A 15,716-nucleotide genomic window follows, 5' to 3' on the forward strand; every position below is an offset into this window, starting at 1 on the left:
GAAACGGTCCAAGCCCGTCTTATATATAGACTGCGCTGCTTGAAATGCGCACTATATTGCTCAAAAACCGCTTCTCCAGCCTTCGCAATGGATGAAACCTCGTAATGACCCCACCAAATCGCAGCCTGGCAACCTCCCTATACCCGGTTGCCCTGCTACTGATCGCCATGGCATCGATCCAGTCCGGCGCGTCACTCGCCAAGAGCATGTTCCCGATAGTGGGCGCACAGGGCACCACGACGCTGCGCCTCATTTTCGCCAGCATCATCATGCTGTTGCTGCTACGTCCCTGGAGAGCCAAGCTCACCGCCCAATCCTTGCGCACCGTAGTGATCTACGGAATGGCTCTGGGTGGAATGAATTTCCTCTTCTATATGTCACTGCGCACCGTTCCACTGGGCATTGCCGTGGCACTGGAATTCACCGGCCCCCTGGCGGTCGCTATCTACGCGTCACGTCGAGCGATTGATTTTCTCTGGATTGCCCTGGCGGTGATTGGCTTGTTGCTGCTTATACCCTCAGGGGCCACCAGCACCGGCATCGACCTGATCGGTGCCGCCTATGCCCTGGGCGCCGGAGTTTGTTGGGCGCTGTACATCCTGTTTGGCCAGAAAGCTGGAGCGGACAATGGCGTGCAGACCGCAGCTTTGGGGGTCATGATCGCTGCGCTATTTGTAGCCCCTGTTGGCATCGTTCACGCCGGGGCCACACTGCTGACACCAAGCCTGATTCCAATCGCCATGGGTGTCGCCATCCTGTCCACTGCCCTGCCTTATACCTTGGAAATGATTGCCCTGACCTGCATTCCAGCCCGTACCTTCGGGACCCTGATGAGCGTAGAGCCCGCGGTCGGTGCGTTGTCAGGACTGATATTCCTTCACGAATACCTTTCACTGTCCCAATGGGCTGCCATTACTTGCATTATTCTCGCGTCGATCGGCGCGACGGTGACCATGGGGGAGACCGCAAAGCCGGCCATTGCAGCAGATTGAGCAGCTTTTTACGTAGCTCTGGTATTTGCCGCGTATTTAGGCCATGTTTAGAGCCGTAACCTAATGGTCGGCATGGAATTTTTTCATACAAGGACGTCATGTACGCTTAAGACCAAAGCGAAAGCAGCCGTACGCAGGCAAAAGATCCGCGACGGCATAAGGACGGGAATGAAACGAATTCTGATACTGATCGCGGTACTTGCAATTGCTGGCTGCGCAGCGACATCGAAAACCGAAATCAAGCGTGGTAAAAAAGGCCTGCACATCAATTGTTCCGGCCTGACGTCATCCTGGGACCAGTGCGCCGCCACCGCCGCGAACTCATGCGCCCCAAAAAACTACAAGGTCATCGCCAAATCGGGCGATGCCGTCGAGGAGCCGGGAGATTATCCTTTCGGACTCAACCCAGCCGGCTACACCAGTCGCAGCATGATCGTGATCTGCAAATAGCGGTGAGTCAGTCTGATTGCCGTTCAGCCAGCCGACGGCTGATTTCCCCATGACTGGATTTGAGAACATCACGCTGGACTTCCGGCGTGACGAGCATGCGGGCGACGACAAGCGCCCCAACGCATTGCGACAGGATCGCCCAGGCCAAGCTATCGCTACCCAACACTTTTGCCCAGCCGTCATGCAAACGACAGATCCACGTTTGCGCTGCCTCGCGCACCTGCATATCCGAACGTGCAATTTCAGCGCCCAATACCGGCAAGGCACACCCCGCCTCCGGATGCTCGACATGACTCATGCTCAAATATTGCTTGAGACAACGATCGAGCTTCACTGAGTCCATGACCCCATCACCACTCAAACGATCCAGGCTATGAGCCAGCTCTCGCTCGACGATAGCCTTGAAAAGCTCGTCCTTGGACGAAAAGTGACTATAAAACGCCCCGCCGCTCAACCCGATCGCCTTCATGAGGCCATCAACCCCTACCGTCGAAAAACCTGACGTCTTGGCCGATACGGCACTACTGGCGAGCAATTTCTCGCGGGTTTCCATCTTGTGACTGGCCGAATAACGCATTGTCTTGCCTCTTGATCATCACCTTGACGCTGGCCGGATCTTAGCATAACGTCCGTTTAGTTAACGATCGTTTAGCAATGGAGCTGACCATGGATAATAAGAAGGTCGTACTGGTTGTAGGTGCCGGCGACGCCACGGGTGGCGCGATCGCCAGGCGTTTCGCCCGGGAAGGTTTCGTGGCCTGCGTTACGCGTCGAAGTGCCGACAAGCTCGCGCCATTGGTCGACGATATAAGGGCCCAAGGCGGGGAAGCTCATGGTTTTGCCTGCGACGCACGTAGGGAAGAAGATGTCATCGCGCTGATTGAGCAGATCGAGAATCAGATCGGTCCGATCGAAGCCTTTGTCTTTAATATTGGCGCGAATGTGCCCTGTAGCATCCTTGAGGAGACCGCACGCAAGTATTTCAAGATTTGGGAGATGGCTTGCTTCTCGGGTTTTCTCAATGCCCGGGAAGTGGCCAAGCGGATGGCCACGCGTCGCCGCGGGACGATCCTGTTTACCGGGGCTACGGCGGGGTTGCGCGGAGCATCCGGATTCGCAGCATTTGCGGGAGCCAAACATGGCATTCGCGCGTTGGCCCAGAGCATGGCGCGCGAATTGGGACCAATGAATATTCACGTCGCCCACGTGGTGGTGGATGGCGCCATCGACACAGACTTCATCCGCGACAACTTTCCGGAAAAATACGCAACCAAGAATGAGGATGGCATCCTCGATCCTGAACACATTGCCGAAAATTATTGGTACCTGCACACCCAACCCCGTGACGCCTGGACATTCGAGCTGGACCTGCGCCCGTGGAGCGAACGCTGGTAAGCCACCTCCTACCAATAAGAGAGCAATGCCCATGAACAAATCAGTGGAATTTTTCTTCGATCTCGGCAGCCCGACCACCTATCTGGCCTATACCCAGTTGCCCACGCTTTGCGCGCAAGCTGGCAGTGCGCTGCTTTACCGTCCCATGTTGCTCGGTGGCGTCTTCAAGGCAACGGGTAATGCATCCCCCGTTACCGTGCCAGCCAAGGGCCCCTATCTATTTCAGGACTTGAGTCGTTTCGCCAAGCGCTACGGTGTCGAGTTCAAGCTCAACCCTCACTTCCCAATCAATACGCTGCTGCTGATGCGTGCCGTGACCGGCATGCAATTGCATCAACCCGACCGTTTCCAGTCTTTTATTGATTGCCTGTTCCGTGCGCTGTGGGTAAACGCGCGCAACCTCAATGATCCAGCAACCGTCGCGGTGGTCCTGAGCGAAGGTGGTTTCGACCCTGAATATGTACTCGCCCTGACGACCGATCAGTTGGTCAAGGAGCAGCTCAAAAGCACGACCGAAGAAGCCATTCGCCGGGGCGTGTTCGGCGCTCCGAGCATGTTTGTCGGCAATGAGCTGTTCTTCGGGCAGGATCGACTGGACTTCGTCCGTGAAGCCCTAGCCTGATCCTTCGCGTCAGATGGCCGCCGTTCGCGTGTTCAGCCATTGCAGCGCGTCGCCTTCCAGCAATGGGCTCAATCGACGCCGAACCTCGGCGTGGTAAGCGTTGAACCAGTCTTTTTCATCCTGGGTCAGTAGAGACGGCTCCAGGCAGCGGGTGTCGATCGGGCACAGCGTGAGCGTTTCGAATTCCAGGAACGCGCCAAACTCGCTGCTGCCCGCCTCGCGATTGATGACAAGGTTCTCGATGCGCACGCCCCAGCGACCTGGACGATAGGTGCCCGGCTCAATCGACGTGATCATCCCTGGCTGCATCGCGGTTTGTGGCGCAGCGGCGGCCTGATAGGCAATGACCTGCGGCCCTTCATGGACATTGAGGAAATAACCGACCCCATGACCCGTGCCATGACCATAATCCACCTGCTCGGCCCAGATCGGCGCGCGGGCGATAGCATCCAGCAAAGGCGACAGAATGCCCTGGGGAAATCTGGCCCGGGACAAGGCAATCACGCCCTTGAGCACTCGGGTGCAATCACGCTTCTGCTCTGACGTTGGCGTTCCGACCGGCACCATGCGGGTGATGTCCGTGGTTCCGCCGAGATATTGCCCACCCGAATCGATCAACAGCAAGCCATCGCCTTCGATAACGGCGTGCGCCTCTTCCGTGGCGTGGTAATGAGGCATCGCACCATTGGCATTGAATGCAGCGATGGTATTGAAGCTCAAGGAAACAAAGTCCGGCCGACGCTTTCGGGCTGCGGTGAGGTGCTCATCGATGGTCAGCTCGGTGATGCGTTCGCGCCCCCAGGCACTTTCCAGCCAGGCAAAAAACTCACAGAGCGCCGCCCCGTCCTGCTCCATGGCCTTACGGATATGTTCGGCATCCGCCAAGCTCTTGCGCGATTTTGCCAACGTCGTGGGATTGAGTCCTTCGATCAACTTCACACCGCTGCCAAGATTATCCAGCAAGCCGACCGTGACCCGCGCCGGATCGATCTGCAGGCTCATGCCATTGGGCACTTCACGCAGCGCTGCGCCAGCCTCGCTGTAGTCCCGTAGCGTCACGCCATCCCGTTCAAGAACCGCGCGCAGCGGTGCGTCAACTTTGTCCAAAGCCACGAAGAGCGTTGCTTGTTGCTGACTGATCAAGGCAAAGGAAACGAACACAGGATTGAAGGACACATCCGCGCCACGCAAGTTGAACAGCCAGGCAATGTCATCAAGGGTGGCGATGAAATGCCAATCGGCGCCACGTTCCTTGAGGGATTCGCGCAGCTTCGCGAGCTTCTCCACACGGCTGACCGTCGCTTGCGGTGGCAGGTGGGCGTAGACGGGTTGATCAGGCAGGCCTGGGCGATCGCTCCAAACCTTCTGTAGCAGGTCGATGTCGGTACGCAGCCGCGCACCGCGAGACTCAAGCTTGCTGCTCAGGGTTCGCGCCGATGCTACGGCCATCACCGCACCGTCAACCGCAACCACGCTTCCCTCGGGTGTCTGTTCGCCGAGCCAATCCAGCGGGCCGGGCTGACCCGGAACAAGCTTGACCAGCTCGATACCACTGCCCTCCAGCTCCTTGGTAGCCTGCTCCCAATAACGGCTGTCAGCCCAAACCCCGGCAAAACCCGCAGTGACGATCAAGGTTCCAACCGAGCCATGGAAACCGGACAACCACTGGCGCCCTTGCCAGTAGCCCGGCAGGTACTCCGAGAGATGCGGGTCGGCCGAAGGCACCAGCAATGCGTGGATGCCCTCGTCGCTCATCAATTGGCGGATTCGAGCCAGGCGCTGCGGAACCTGTCCTGGGGTCAAAGGCTGGGTACTCATCATCACTCCTGCTAATCAATATTGTTGTTCGATGCCGAATAGGTTCGGCTCAGGTGGGTGTCGCCCAGAATGCTGGCGCAGCGGCACAGGCCGCCTTGATCAACCGCACCGCCTCGTCGATGTCTTGTTCATGGGTGAAACGTCCCAGGCTCAAGCGAATGGTGCGGCTCGCCGCCCGTTCGTCGTGCCCGAGGGCCAACAGTACGTGGGAAGGGGCGTTATTCGCCGAGTTGCAGGCCGATGTGGCGGAAAAAGCAATCGAAGCGCCCAGCGCGGCTGGATTGAACTCGCCTTCGTTGAAAGTCAGGCTCAGCGTATGCGCAATGCGCTGGGTGGCGCTGCCATTGATACATACGCCGGGCAATGCCAACAGCGGCTCAAGCAAACGATTGCGCAACCGGGCGATATGGGCGAGTTCCTCGTCAAACGACTGCGCCGCCAGCTCGAACGCCGCACCCATGGCTGCAATCTGATGGGTCGCCAGGGTACCGGAACGCAACCCACCTTCATGGCCTCCGCCGTGGATCTGCGCCGACAGGCGCGGCCGCGCGCGGTCACCGACATAAAGTGCACCGATGCCCTTGGGGCCGTAGATTTTGTGCGCGGAAAAAGACATCAGGTCCACCGGCCACCGGGCCAGGTCGATACTCACTTTCCCCGCACCCTGGGCCGCGTCCATATGGAAGAGCGCGCCATGCTCGCGAACGATCTCACCGATGGCAACGGCGTCGTTGACGGTGCCCAACTCGTTGTTCACCAGCATCAGCGACACCAGGAACGTATCTTCGCGCAGCGCCTCGCGAACCGCTTGCGGGGTGATCAGGCCATCGGCATCCGGCGCCAGCCAAGTCACCGCGACACCGCCCTCCTCCAATTGCTTGACGGTATCGAGAACCGCCTTGTGCTCGATCAGGCTGGTCACCAGGTGCCCCTCGCGCACGCCGCGCGCCTGGGCCACGCCCTTGATTGCCAGGTTGTTGGATTCGGTAGCCCCGGACGTCCAGACGATTTGTCCGGCTTGGGCCCCGACGAGTTGGGCCACCTGCCGGCGCGCCTGCTCCACGGCACGTCGAGCCTCCTGGCCGAAGGCATGGGAGCTGGAGGCTGGATTGCCAAAATTGCCATCAAAACCCAGGCATTGGACCATGACCTGGATGACCCGCTCATCCACCGGTGTGGTGGCGGCATAATCAAAATACAAAGGACGCTTATTCATAAGAAAACTCGCAGAGCCTGTTCCGGGACCAGGGTGCCCTCGTTGGGTTCGAGACAAGCTTTACCTGATCAAGACCTTAAAGGAAGTCGGACTTCATTTAAAAGTGCGTAGGAACGCTCCTGGAAACAGCGAGCTTAGCAGGCATCGCGTCGAAGCTCAGCCCTCAACTCATGCTTTCCACCAACAACGGATACAGCGATGCCACCAGCAGCAGCGCCATGCCCCAGTTGAACAGGCGCAACCATCGGCGATCGCGTAGCAGGTTGCGCAACAGGCTGCCGCAGACCACCCACAGGCTGACGCTTGGCAGGTTGATGAGGGCGAATACCGCCGCGATCACCAACACATTGAAAAAGTAGCCTTGTAGGGGTGTATAGGTGCTGATGGCCCCGATGGCCATGATCCAGGCCTTGGGGTTGACCCATTGGAACGCCGCCGCGCCCCAATAACTGATTGGCTTGTTGTTGCCCGCTGCGCTGTCCGAGACAGGACCGGAATGCGCGATTTTCCATGCCAGGTACATCAGGTATGCCGCGCCGACATAGCGCAACAGGGTGTAAAGCAGCGGATAAGCCTGGAACACCGCGCCCAGGCCAAGGCCCACCGCGAGCACCAGGGAAAAGAACCCGCAGGTGATACCCAGCATGTGAGGGATGGTACGGTTGAAACCAAAATTGACACCCGAGGCCAGCAACATCGTGTTGTTGGGGCCAGGTGTGATCGAGGTCACCAGGGCAAACAGGGCGAAGCCCAGCAGCAGGTCAAGCGAGAGGGTCATGGCAGGTCAATCCGTCGAGGCAGTCAGGTGATGACCCTACCCCACGTCCCGGCACACGCCCATGGACAGTTAGGCAAAACTTCGAGCGGTACAGTCCTTCAGCTTGACCGGCCAGGCAATTGGACGGCCTGTTCAGCGTTCATTTCGCCTCGCTCATCGAAGCCGACGTTTTTCTGCGATGGGCCGAGCAATTCGGCTTTCTTGGCGTGATACTCCTCGAACGAAAGGCCCCGGCGATTCAAGGCTTCGAGGGCCAGCTCGCGGGTTTCCTCGGCGGTGTACGGACGCAGCTCCGGAGACGACGAGGCGCAACCGCTCAATACGGAGGCAGTCAACAGCAGCAAGACAGCAAGGATACGGTTCATGGCGGGTGTCCGATGTTCTGAAGTTGGGCGATGAACAAAGGCTACCCGCCGGCATGGAACGGCAGAAATCAACGCTTTTGATAGTGGGTATCGCCCTCTCGGATCCCCCGTTGCGCTGGGTTGACCCACGGACAATGCAAAGCACCGTCCAAGCTGCGCTCGATGTTGCGCAGTACCTGAAAAGAGCCGAACGTCACCGCTTTAGCCCGATGCTTCTGGATCAGCCGCCAGAAATTTTCCTCGCCATTTTCAACACTTCGAAATGCCGCTTCTCCTGCTTCGCGGGTTTGCCATTGCAAGCAGTTGAGCACCCGTCGGCCGTCCTCGCTGGCCTGGATACTGGCGCTGAGAAAGCCCGGAAAATCCCGCGCCAGGCGCTCGGTCTGTTCTGTCAGGGCGGTCACCAGCGCCAGCTGCCTTTGAGGCTCGATGTCGAATTCAATCAAATGCGAGAAGCTGATTGGCGATTGCATGAAAGGTCCCCCGTTGAGGTAAGGCGAATCTTGCGATCCGAAGGCCAGCAGGGTAAAACCTCTAGTTAAGTCAAGGTCAAGCGGTGATTGGAATGACAACGCCCATAAACCTTCACAAGGAGCTCACCGTCGGCCAAGTCGCCGCTCGCAGCGGTGTGGCGGTCACGGCGCTGCATTTCTATGAAACCAAGGGGCTGATCAAAAGTACTCGCAACCTGGGCAATCAACGTCGCTACCCCCGAGAAGTCCTGCGGCGCGTGGCGCTGATCAAGGTCGCCCAGCGCCTGGGCATTCCCCTGGCGGAGATTGGCGAAGCGCTGAAGAATCTGCCGCAGAATCGCGCCCCGACAGCAGCCGACTGGAAGACCTTATCGGCACAATGGAGCCGAAATCTGGATGAGCGCATCAATCAACTCATCGCCCTGCGCGACCGGCTGAACGGCTGCATCGGCTGCGGTTGCCTCTCGATGGAAAATTGCCCGTTGCGCAATCAGGGCGACGTGCTTGGCAAGCGAGGACCGGGGGCGCATTTGTTGGACGAGCCGTGAAACGTTCGTCGGGGCGTGAGCCCTCCCATGGGCGGCGTTCTATAGTGGGTGAGCGAAAATCGACGAAAGTCGTCCTCCCATAACAACAAGGAGAAACGTCATGGGCGTCAAAGCCATTCCTGATGGTTATCACAGCATCACGCCTTATCTGGGCATCCAGAAAGCCGCCGAAGCCATCGATTTCTACAAGAAAGCCTTCAACGCAACCGAAGTCATGCGCCTGAGCATGCCCGACGGCGGCATCGGCCATGCCGAACTGCGGATCGGCGATTGCCCGATCATGCTTGGCACCCCTTGCGACCAAGGCCCGCTGAGCAATCCGGATCGCTCGCCGTCGGTAGGCCTGCATTTATACGTCAACGACGTGGACAGCGCATTCGCCCAGGCGATCGAGGCCGGAGGCAGCGTGATTTCCGAGGTCAAGGATCAGTTCTACGGTGATCGCTCCGGCACTTTGAAAGATCCTTACGGGCATTTGTGGTTCCTGGCAACGCGCAAGGAGGACCTGACTCAGGAACAGATCGAGCAGCGTGCCCGGGAAATGTTCCAGCAAGACTGACGCGCGTTAAAAGGTAGCGTTGATCCTGGCGAGGGGGCTTGCCCCCTCGTCACAAAAGGACGCCCTAGCGCGAACGCGAAACATTTTCTTTCATTCTCCCTTTCAGGATTTGAGTTGCTGGTTCGTCTTAGTTAGATGCAGCAGGCCGCGTCGGCAAAAGCCACGGCCCGCTTTTCCAGGGTTCAGGGTGTTGCGAAGCCCGTGACACGGAACCTTTCATCGAATCAAGACGTTCAATCATGTCGAAGAAGTCCCGCTCCAAACTCTGGTTCCTGATCCATAGCTGGCTGGCGTTGCCCATCTGGTTTTTCGTGCTCATCGTTTGTGTCACCGGCACCCTGGCCGTGGTCAGCCAGGAGATCGTCTGGCTGGCCAATCCTGAGATGCGCGCCAGCAAGCCCAGCGATGACGCCTCGTTGCTTAGCTACGACCAGGTCATGGCTGCCATCAAGCAAGCCCAGCCGCTGACACAAGTGCAAAGCCTCGTTCGCCCGGATGAGTCGCATTTTGCCCTTGAAGCCAAGGTCACCTACCCCGACGGGCGCCCCGACACTGTCTACGTCAATCCCTACAGCGGCGTCATCCAGGGATCGGCCCCGGCGTTCAACTTCAGAGGCTTCACCCGCGCCCTGCATGGCTGGTGGCTGGTGCCGTTCACCAACGGCTACAGCTGGGGCTGGTACCTGGTTTCCTTCCTCGGCTTGCCGATGCTCGCATCACTGGTAACCGGGCTTGTCGTCTACAAACGCTTCTGGAAAGGCTTCCTGCGCCCGACCTTGCGTATCCGTCACGGCGCGCGAATTTTCTGGGGCGATTTCCATCGGCTCAGTGGCATCTGGTCGATCTGGTTCATCGCGGTTATTTCCGTGACCGGCACCTGGTTCCTGATCGAAGCCACGCTGGCCGACAACGGCATCTCCATCTCCAGCGCGCCGGTCGTCCCGGTCGTGGCCCGGGAAAGTGTGCCGCTGTCGGCCGATGGTGCTGCCCCACCGCAATTGAACCTGGACCGAGCCATCGAGATCGCCCGGCAGCAAATTCCCGGGCTGGAAGCGAGTTTCGTCAGCCTGCCGGGCAATGCCTACAGCCATCTGGAGGTCGGCGGACGCGGCTGGTACCCATTGATGTTCCAGACCGCAACCATCAATCCCTACAACGGTGAGGTGGACGCCTCGCGATTGTTGTCGGACCGTACGGCACTGGAGTTCGTCACCGAATCCATGCGGCCCTTGCACACCGGGGACTTCGGCGGGATCTGGATCAAGCTCATCTGGTTTTTCTTCGGCCTGGTCCTGAGCATGATGGTCCTCAGCGGATTGCTGATCTGGACCAAACGCACCGCCCTGGCCACCGCCAACGCCGTCAAGCGCAGCCAGAAACCTGCCCGGCCAGCACGGATCGCGTCGCCGCTGCAACCCTCCCTCCACCGTGACTCGCCGGAGGGCAGCCTGTGAACCCGTCCACCACAACCACATCCCCTTCAAGCCTGGGCCGGTTCTGGCATAAATGGCGTTTCCATCTGAATGTGCTGTTGTTGCTGATTCCCTTGGGATTCATGCCCAAATATCTCTCGGAAGCGGCGTTGTTCCGGGGTGACGGCGGGCTAGGCGAGCGGGAAGTCGGCGAAATCCAGGTTGGACCGTGGAGCCTGCGCCTGGCGGAATTTCGCAACGAAGCCCCCCGAACCCAGGGTCCCGCCGGCCCCATGAAGCACTTCAATGCCGCTTTGTGCCAACGCTGCATCAGCCAGGTGAAAGCCACCTACCTGCGCATCGGCAAGCCTCGCAGCCTGCGGGCCGCCGGGGTGATTTTCTTCGGGTCGCCCTATCGGATGGGCGCCCTGTTGCCGGTGCCAAGGAAGACTCAGCCAGACGCCGAGCTGTGGATCACCCTCGAAGGCTGGGATGGCTCGATGCATCAAGCCTCCATTCCCCTGGACCAGGCCTCCCCGGCCACCGTCGCCTGGCTGAAAACCCAAGGAGCCCGACCATGACCTTCCGCGCCCCCCTCAACAGCCTGGCGCTGCTGCTGTGCGCAGGCTTGAGCACCAGCGCACTGGCCCACAACCCCATGTGCGAATGCAAGGCCATCGACGCGGAACAGATCCAATGCACCGGCGGCTTTTCCGACGGCAGCGGCGCCCCCGGGGTGACCCTGGATGTGATCGGCTACGACGAAACCATCCTGGTGCCCGGCAAGCTCGGCGCCGACTCGAAGCTGACTTTCAAAAAACCGAACGCCGAATTCTACGTGCTCTTCGACGCCGGCCCCGGCCACGTGGTGGAAATCGACCAAGCCGACATCGAGGCCCCATGAGCGCTCCCACCACTCAAGTCATCCGCCCCGCCGGCGCCGGCCATGAGACCCTTTACGTCCTGCTGTTGTGCCTGGTCATCGTATTGGGCGCCGGGTCAGTGGTGGCCTGGCATGGCGAAACCCAGGAGGTCGCCCACCTGGAAAGCAACCAGTTGGATGCCCGTCGCGACCTCAGCGCCGCCGAGCAAGGCATTTACGCCGACCTGAGGGTGACGCTGGACGAAATCCGCATCCTGGGCGAAAGCGAGCAAACCCTTCCCGCCCCGGAGGCGTTGGCCGAGGAAGGCTTTGCCCCGTTCGCACAGGACGCCAGTTCGGTCAGTCGCGGCGGGCACGCCTGGCAACTGCTGGGCGAACGCGCCTACTTCGGTGCGAGCGCCAACCTGCCCGTCTCTGGCTCCTTTCTGATGCGCATCAGCGAAATATCCGACGCGCCCCCGGACATCTGGCTTAACCGCAGCCATCCTGCGACCGCCCCCACCGCATTGGACGACGCTGCATTGTCCGCCGCTGGTTGGCAACAGATCGTCGCGCAGTTCGATGCCGGCGTGACTCGCCAGCACCGGCATTGACCCACGCCCTCATCCGAGAGAAGACCGCTTGCCCATGCCTATCGCCTCCCAACGCCGCCCCTTGCTGCGCCTGCTGTTAATCGGCCTGCTCGCCTGCCTGTTCACATCACAGGTGAACGCCGATACAGCCAAGCGCCTGCGCATCGGCATCACCTTGCATCCCTATTACAGCTATGTAGCGAATATCGTCGGCGACAAGGCTGAAGTGGTGCCGCTGATCCCGGCCGGTTTCAACCCCCACGCCTACGAGCCCAGGGCCGAAGACATCAAGCGCATCAGCGGCCTGGATGTGATCGTGCTCAACGGCGTCGGCCATGACGATTTCGCCGACCGCATGATCGCTGCCAGCGAAACGCCGGACGTGAAGGTCGTCGAAGCCAACGAAAACGTGCCCTTGCTGGCCGCCACCGGCACTGCCGCCCGGGGCGCGGGCAAGGTCGTCAACCCGCACACCTTCCTGTCCATCAGCGCCTCCATTGCCCAGGTCAACAATATCGCCCGGGAGCTGGGCAAGCTCGACCCGGACAACGCCAAGACCTACACGCAAAACGCCCGCGCCTACGGCAAGCGCCTGCGGCAGATGCGCGCCGGCGCCCTGGCCAAGCTGACCCAGGCACCGAATGCCGAGCTGCGAGTCGCCACGGTCCATGCCGCCTACGATTACCTGCTGCGCGAATTCGGCCTGGAAGTAACCGCCGTGGTCGAACCGGCCCACGGCATCGAGCCGAGCCCCAGCCAGCTGAAAAAGACCATCGACCAACTGCGCGAGCTGGATGTGAAAGTGATCTTCTCGGAGATGGATTTTCCCTCCACCTACGTCGACACCATCCAGCGTGAGTCGGGCGTAAAGCTGTACCCGCTCTCGCACATTTCCTACGGTGAATACAGCGCCGAGAAATACGAAAAGGAGATGACCGGCAACCTCGACACCGTGGTCCGTGCGATCCAGGAGTCCGGCGCATGACCGTGCAGCAAACCCTTATCCAGCGACCGGCCGGTCCGTTGATCGAGTTCGCCGACATCAGCCTTGAGCTGGGGCGCACCACGATTCTCGACAACGTGGGTTTCCAGGTGCAACCCGGCAGCGTCCATGCCTTGGTCGGCCCCAACGGCGGCGGCAAGAGTTCGCTGATCAAGACCTTGCTCGGGCAAATGCCACACCTGGGACGCCTGAGCTTGCAATGGCCAGGTGGGCCCGGCGTCATCGGCTACGTCCCCCAGGCATTGGAGTTCGACCGGGGCCTGCCCATGACGGTCGATGATTTCATGGCGGCGATGTGTCAGCGACGGCCAGCCTTTCTCGGCGTGAGCAAACATTACGCGGGGGCCATTGGCCGAGCCCTGGATCGGGTCGGCATGCAGGACAAGCGCAAGCGACGCATGGGCGCGCTGTCGGGCGGCGAGCGCCAGCGGGTATTGCTCGCCCAGGGCCTGATTCCCTCACCACAACTGCTGGTGCTGGACGAACCGATGTCAGCCCTCGACGAGGCCGGCATCCAGGTGTTCGAACGGTTGCTGCAGGACTGGCGCCAGGCTGGGATCACCGTGCTGTGGATCGAACACGACCTGGAAGCCGTCGGACGCCTGGCCGACCGAGTCACCGGCCTGAATCGCCGCGTGCTGTTCGACGGCCCGCCACGCCAGACCCTGACCCCGGAGCGACTGCTGACGCTGTTTTCCACCCATCCACGCACGAACGGGAGCGCGACCTGATGAGTTATGAAGCCTTTCGCTTGATGGTGCAGGGCTGGGCGTCAGCCGGTTACTTGCCTGAGGCGTTGGCCTACGGTTTTGTGGTCAATGCGTTGCTGGCCGGGCTGTTGATCGGCCCGGTGCTGGGCGGCCTCGGCACGCTGGTGGTGGTCAAGCGCTTCGCGTTTTTCTCCGAAGCGGTGGGCCATGCCGCACTGACGGGCGTGGCCGTTGGCATCCTGCTCGGCGAACCCTATACCGGACCGTACGGCAGCCTGTTCGGCTATTGCCTGCTGTTCGGCATCCTGCTCAATTACCTGCGCAACCGCACCGGCCTGGCGCCGGACACATTGATCGGCGTCTTTCTCTCGGTATCCCTGGCCTTGGGCGCGAGCTTGCTGTTGATCCTGGCGGGCAAAATCAACGTGCACATCCTGGAGAACGTGCTGTTCGGCTCGGTGCTCACGGTCAACGGCAATGACCTGCTGGTACTCGCAGTGGTCGGCTCGTTGGTGATGGCGCTGGCCTTGCCGCTGTACAACCGCATCATGCTCGCCAGCTTCAACCCGCAACTGGCAGCGGTGCGCGGGGTGGCGGTCAAGACTCTGGACTACCTGTTCGTGGTCCTGGTGACATTGATCACCGTGGCGGCGGTGAAAGTCATCGGCGCCATCCTGGTGGGGGCATTGCTGGTGATTCCGGCGGCAGCGGCGCGCCTGCTCAGCCAATCGTTGAAAGGCTTTTTCTGGTGCTCGGTGCTGATCGCCACTGTCAGTACCTTGTGCGGGATTCTCGCGCCGATTGTGTTCGACCTGCCGATCCCGTCCGGTGCCGCGATCATTCTGGTAGCCGGCATCGCCTTCGCCCTGAGCGCCATCGCCCGTGGCGTCGTCCCCAGCCTCAAAGGGAATCTTGGATAAATGGTTTTTTCATTGCGACAACTGACCCTGGCCGTTGCGTTGTGCGGCGTGGCCGTCACCTCGTCATTCGCCGCCGAAAAGGTCCGTCTGCTGGCGTCACTGCCGGTCACCTATGGATTGGGCGAAGCCTTGCTCAAGGGTACCGAGGTGGGCTTGGAACGAGCGGCGCCGGACAATCTGCCCGGCACCCGCCTGAGCGCCTACTTCAGTGGTCGTGGCGCGCCGGCCCTGAACAAACTGGCCCGCGAGGCCGACGCCGTGATCGGCCTGCGCTCGTTATGGCCAGACGATCCGCTGTACCCCATGGCTCGGCGCAGCAATATCCGCATCGTCGAAGTTGACGCCGCGCGCCCGGTGGACGGTGCCCTGCCCGGTATCGCCGTGCAACCGGGCATGGCCGATGGGTTGGCGAGCCAGCCGTGGATGGCCAGCCATAACCTGGGGCGCATGGCCGACGTGATCGCCGCCGACCTGGTGCGCCTGGCCCCGGCGGACAAAGCGAAAATCGACGCCAACCTGGCGGCCATCAAGCAGCGCCTGCTCCAGCTCAGCGCCGACAGCGAAAAACGCCTCGCCAGCGCCGACAACCTGAGCGTAGTCAGCCTGAGCGAGCATTTCGGTTACTTGATCAGTGGATTGAATCTGGATGGCATCAGCACCGACGCCCGCCCTGACACCGAGTGGACACCCGAAGCCCTCAAACAGTTGGCGACTGCATTGAAAGAGAACGACGTCGCGCTGGTGCTGCATCACCGCCAACCGTCGGAAGCTGTGAAAGCGGCCATAACCGAGAGCGGTAGACAATTGTTGGTGCTGAGCACCGATGGCACCGACCCGGTCGCGGAGCTGGAAAGTAATGTCGGGCTGGTCGTCACTGCTCTGACAGTAGACTGACAGCTCCTTGTGGGAGCGAGCCTGCTCGCGAAAGCGTCGGCACAGTCAACATTGTTGTCAGCTGACACACCGCTTTCGCGAGCAAGCTCGCTCCCACAGGTTTTGT

General features: G+C 60.5%; 20 protein-coding genes and 1 pseudogene. 15 read left to right on the forward strand and 6 right to left on the reverse strand.

The window, feature by feature from the left end:
• The first annotated feature begins 104 nt into the window (after nt 1-104).
• Together rhtA and M8Q45_RS16100 are read left to right on the forward strand one after the other, a co-directional pair.
• Nucleotides 105-992 carry a threonine/homoserine exporter RhtA gene (rhtA, locus tag M8Q45_RS16095; protein WP_249875557.1) on the forward strand — a complete coding sequence of 296 codons (888 nt, stop codon included), beginning with the start codon at nt 105-107 and terminating at the stop codon, nt 990-992.
• Between the two features lie 168 nt (nt 993-1,160).
• Nucleotides 1,161-1,442, forward strand: a complete 282-nt coding sequence (locus M8Q45_RS16100; RefSeq protein WP_181288040.1) for a hypothetical protein — start codon at nt 1,161-1,163, stop codon at nt 1,440-1,442.
• 7 nt (nt 1,443-1,449) lie between these two features.
• Here M8Q45_RS16100 and M8Q45_RS16105 read toward each other — a convergent pair whose 3' ends face one another.
• Entirely contained in the window at nt 1,450-2,019 is a 570-nt protein-coding gene (locus M8Q45_RS16105) for a TetR/AcrR family transcriptional regulator (RefSeq protein ID WP_249875558.1), read from the reverse strand.
• Nucleotides 2,020-2,108: 89 nt separating this feature from the next.
• Here M8Q45_RS16105 and M8Q45_RS16110 point away from each other — a divergent pair, with 89 nt between their 5' ends.
• Nucleotides 2,109-2,837, forward strand: coding sequence for an SDR family oxidoreductase (locus M8Q45_RS16110; RefSeq protein WP_249875559.1), 729 nt, complete (start codon nt 2,109-2,111; stop codon nt 2,835-2,837).
• Between the two features lie 31 nt (nt 2,838-2,868).
• Nucleotides 2,869-3,459, forward strand: coding sequence for a 2-hydroxychromene-2-carboxylate isomerase (locus tag M8Q45_RS16115; protein WP_249875560.1), 591 nt, complete (start codon nt 2,869-2,871; stop codon nt 3,457-3,459).
• 9 nt (nt 3,460-3,468) lie between these two features.
• On the opposite strand, the gene M8Q45_RS16120 is transcribed toward M8Q45_RS16115, so the two are convergent.
• The 5 genes from M8Q45_RS16120 to M8Q45_RS16140 all read right to left on the reverse strand — a co-directional run bounded on the left by M8Q45_RS16120 (nt 3,469) and on the right by M8Q45_RS16140 (nt 8,109).
• A complete protein-coding gene (locus tag M8Q45_RS16120; RefSeq protein WP_249875561.1) occupies nt 3,469-5,277 on the reverse strand; it encodes an aminopeptidase P family protein in 1,809 nt (602 codons plus the stop codon).
• A gap of 49 nt (nt 5,278-5,326) precedes the next feature.
• Nucleotides 5,327-6,493, reverse strand: coding sequence for a cysteine desulfurase family protein (locus M8Q45_RS16125; RefSeq protein WP_249875562.1), 1,167 nt, complete (start codon nt 6,491-6,493; stop codon nt 5,327-5,329).
• A 163-nt stretch (nt 6,494-6,656) separates the two neighbouring features.
• The gene (locus M8Q45_RS16130; protein ID WP_249875563.1) at nt 6,657-7,271 is read right to left on the reverse strand and encodes a LysE family translocator; all 615 of its coding nucleotides are present in this window, start codon (nt 7,269-7,271) and stop codon (nt 6,657-6,659) included.
• Nucleotides 7,272-7,369: 98 nt separating this feature from the next.
• A complete protein-coding gene (locus tag M8Q45_RS16135; protein WP_249875564.1) occupies nt 7,370-7,636 on the reverse strand; it encodes a hypothetical protein in 267 nt (88 codons plus the stop codon).
• A gap of 68 nt (nt 7,637-7,704) precedes the next feature.
• Nucleotides 7,705-8,109: an antibiotic biosynthesis monooxygenase gene (locus M8Q45_RS16140; protein WP_249875565.1), complete on the reverse strand. Its 405-nt coding sequence runs from the start codon at nt 8,107-8,109 to the stop codon at nt 7,705-7,707.
• Between the two features lie 92 nt (nt 8,110-8,201).
• Here M8Q45_RS16140 and soxR point away from each other — a divergent pair, with 92 nt between their 5' ends.
• The 11 genes and pseudogenes from soxR to M8Q45_RS16195 all read left to right on the forward strand — a co-directional run.
• A complete protein-coding gene (gene soxR / locus M8Q45_RS16145) occupies nt 8,202-8,657 on the forward strand; it encodes a redox-sensitive transcriptional activator SoxR (RefSeq protein ID WP_249875566.1) in 456 nt (151 codons plus the stop codon).
• Between the two features lie 100 nt (nt 8,658-8,757).
• Nucleotides 8,758-9,216, forward strand: a complete 459-nt coding sequence (locus tag M8Q45_RS16150; protein ID WP_249875567.1) for a VOC family protein — start codon at nt 8,758-8,760, stop codon at nt 9,214-9,216.
• 239 nt (nt 9,217-9,455) lie between these two features.
• A complete protein-coding gene (locus M8Q45_RS16155) occupies nt 9,456-10,670 on the forward strand; it encodes a PepSY-associated TM helix domain-containing protein (protein WP_249875568.1) in 1,215 nt (404 codons plus the stop codon).
• Nucleotides 10,667-11,209, forward strand: coding sequence for a PA2404 family protein (locus M8Q45_RS16160; RefSeq protein WP_249875569.1), 543 nt, complete (start codon nt 10,667-10,669; stop codon nt 11,207-11,209). The genes M8Q45_RS16155 and M8Q45_RS16160 overlap by 4 nt, the downstream gene beginning before the upstream one ends.
• A complete protein-coding gene (locus tag M8Q45_RS16165) occupies nt 11,206-11,532 on the forward strand; it encodes a hypothetical protein (RefSeq protein WP_030137810.1) in 327 nt (108 codons plus the stop codon). The genes M8Q45_RS16160 and M8Q45_RS16165 overlap by 4 nt, the downstream gene beginning before the upstream one ends.
• Nucleotides 11,529-12,104, forward strand: a complete 576-nt coding sequence (locus M8Q45_RS16170; RefSeq protein WP_249875570.1) for a DUF6162 family protein — start codon at nt 11,529-11,531, stop codon at nt 12,102-12,104. Before M8Q45_RS16165 ends, M8Q45_RS16170 begins: the two co-directional genes overlap by 4 nt.
• 34 nt (nt 12,105-12,138) lie before the next feature.
• Nucleotides 12,139-13,068 carry a metal ABC transporter substrate-binding protein gene (locus tag M8Q45_RS16175; protein ID WP_249875571.1) on the forward strand — a complete coding sequence of 310 codons (930 nt, stop codon included), beginning with the start codon at nt 12,139-12,141 and terminating at the stop codon, nt 13,066-13,068.
• Nucleotides 13,065-13,817: a metal ABC transporter ATP-binding protein gene (locus tag M8Q45_RS16180; RefSeq protein ID WP_249875572.1), complete on the forward strand. Its 753-nt coding sequence runs from the start codon at nt 13,065-13,067 to the stop codon at nt 13,815-13,817. Before M8Q45_RS16175 ends, M8Q45_RS16180 begins: the two co-directional genes overlap by 4 nt.
• Nucleotides 13,817-14,716 carry a metal ABC transporter permease gene (locus M8Q45_RS16185; protein ID WP_249875573.1) on the forward strand — a complete coding sequence of 300 codons (900 nt, stop codon included), beginning with the start codon at nt 13,817-13,819 and terminating at the stop codon, nt 14,714-14,716. Before M8Q45_RS16180 ends, M8Q45_RS16185 begins: the two co-directional genes overlap by 1 nt.
• Nucleotides 14,717-15,610 (forward strand): metal ABC transporter substrate-binding protein, encoded by an 894-nt coding sequence (locus tag M8Q45_RS16190; protein ID WP_249875574.1) that lies wholly within the window; start codon nt 14,717-14,719, stop codon nt 15,608-15,610. It begins immediately after the preceding gene.
• Nucleotides 15,611-15,619: 9 nt separating this feature from the next.
• Nucleotides 15,620-15,712, forward strand: a pseudogene (locus tag M8Q45_RS16195) (metal ABC transporter ATP-binding protein); the annotation flags it as partial.
• Between the last annotated feature and the right edge of the window lie 4 nt (nt 15,713-15,716).

Source organism: Pseudomonas sp. T1.Ur, assembly GCF_023516725.1.
Classification (GTDB): Bacteria; Pseudomonadota; Gammaproteobacteria; order Pseudomonadales; family Pseudomonadaceae; genus Aquipseudomonas; species Aquipseudomonas alvandae.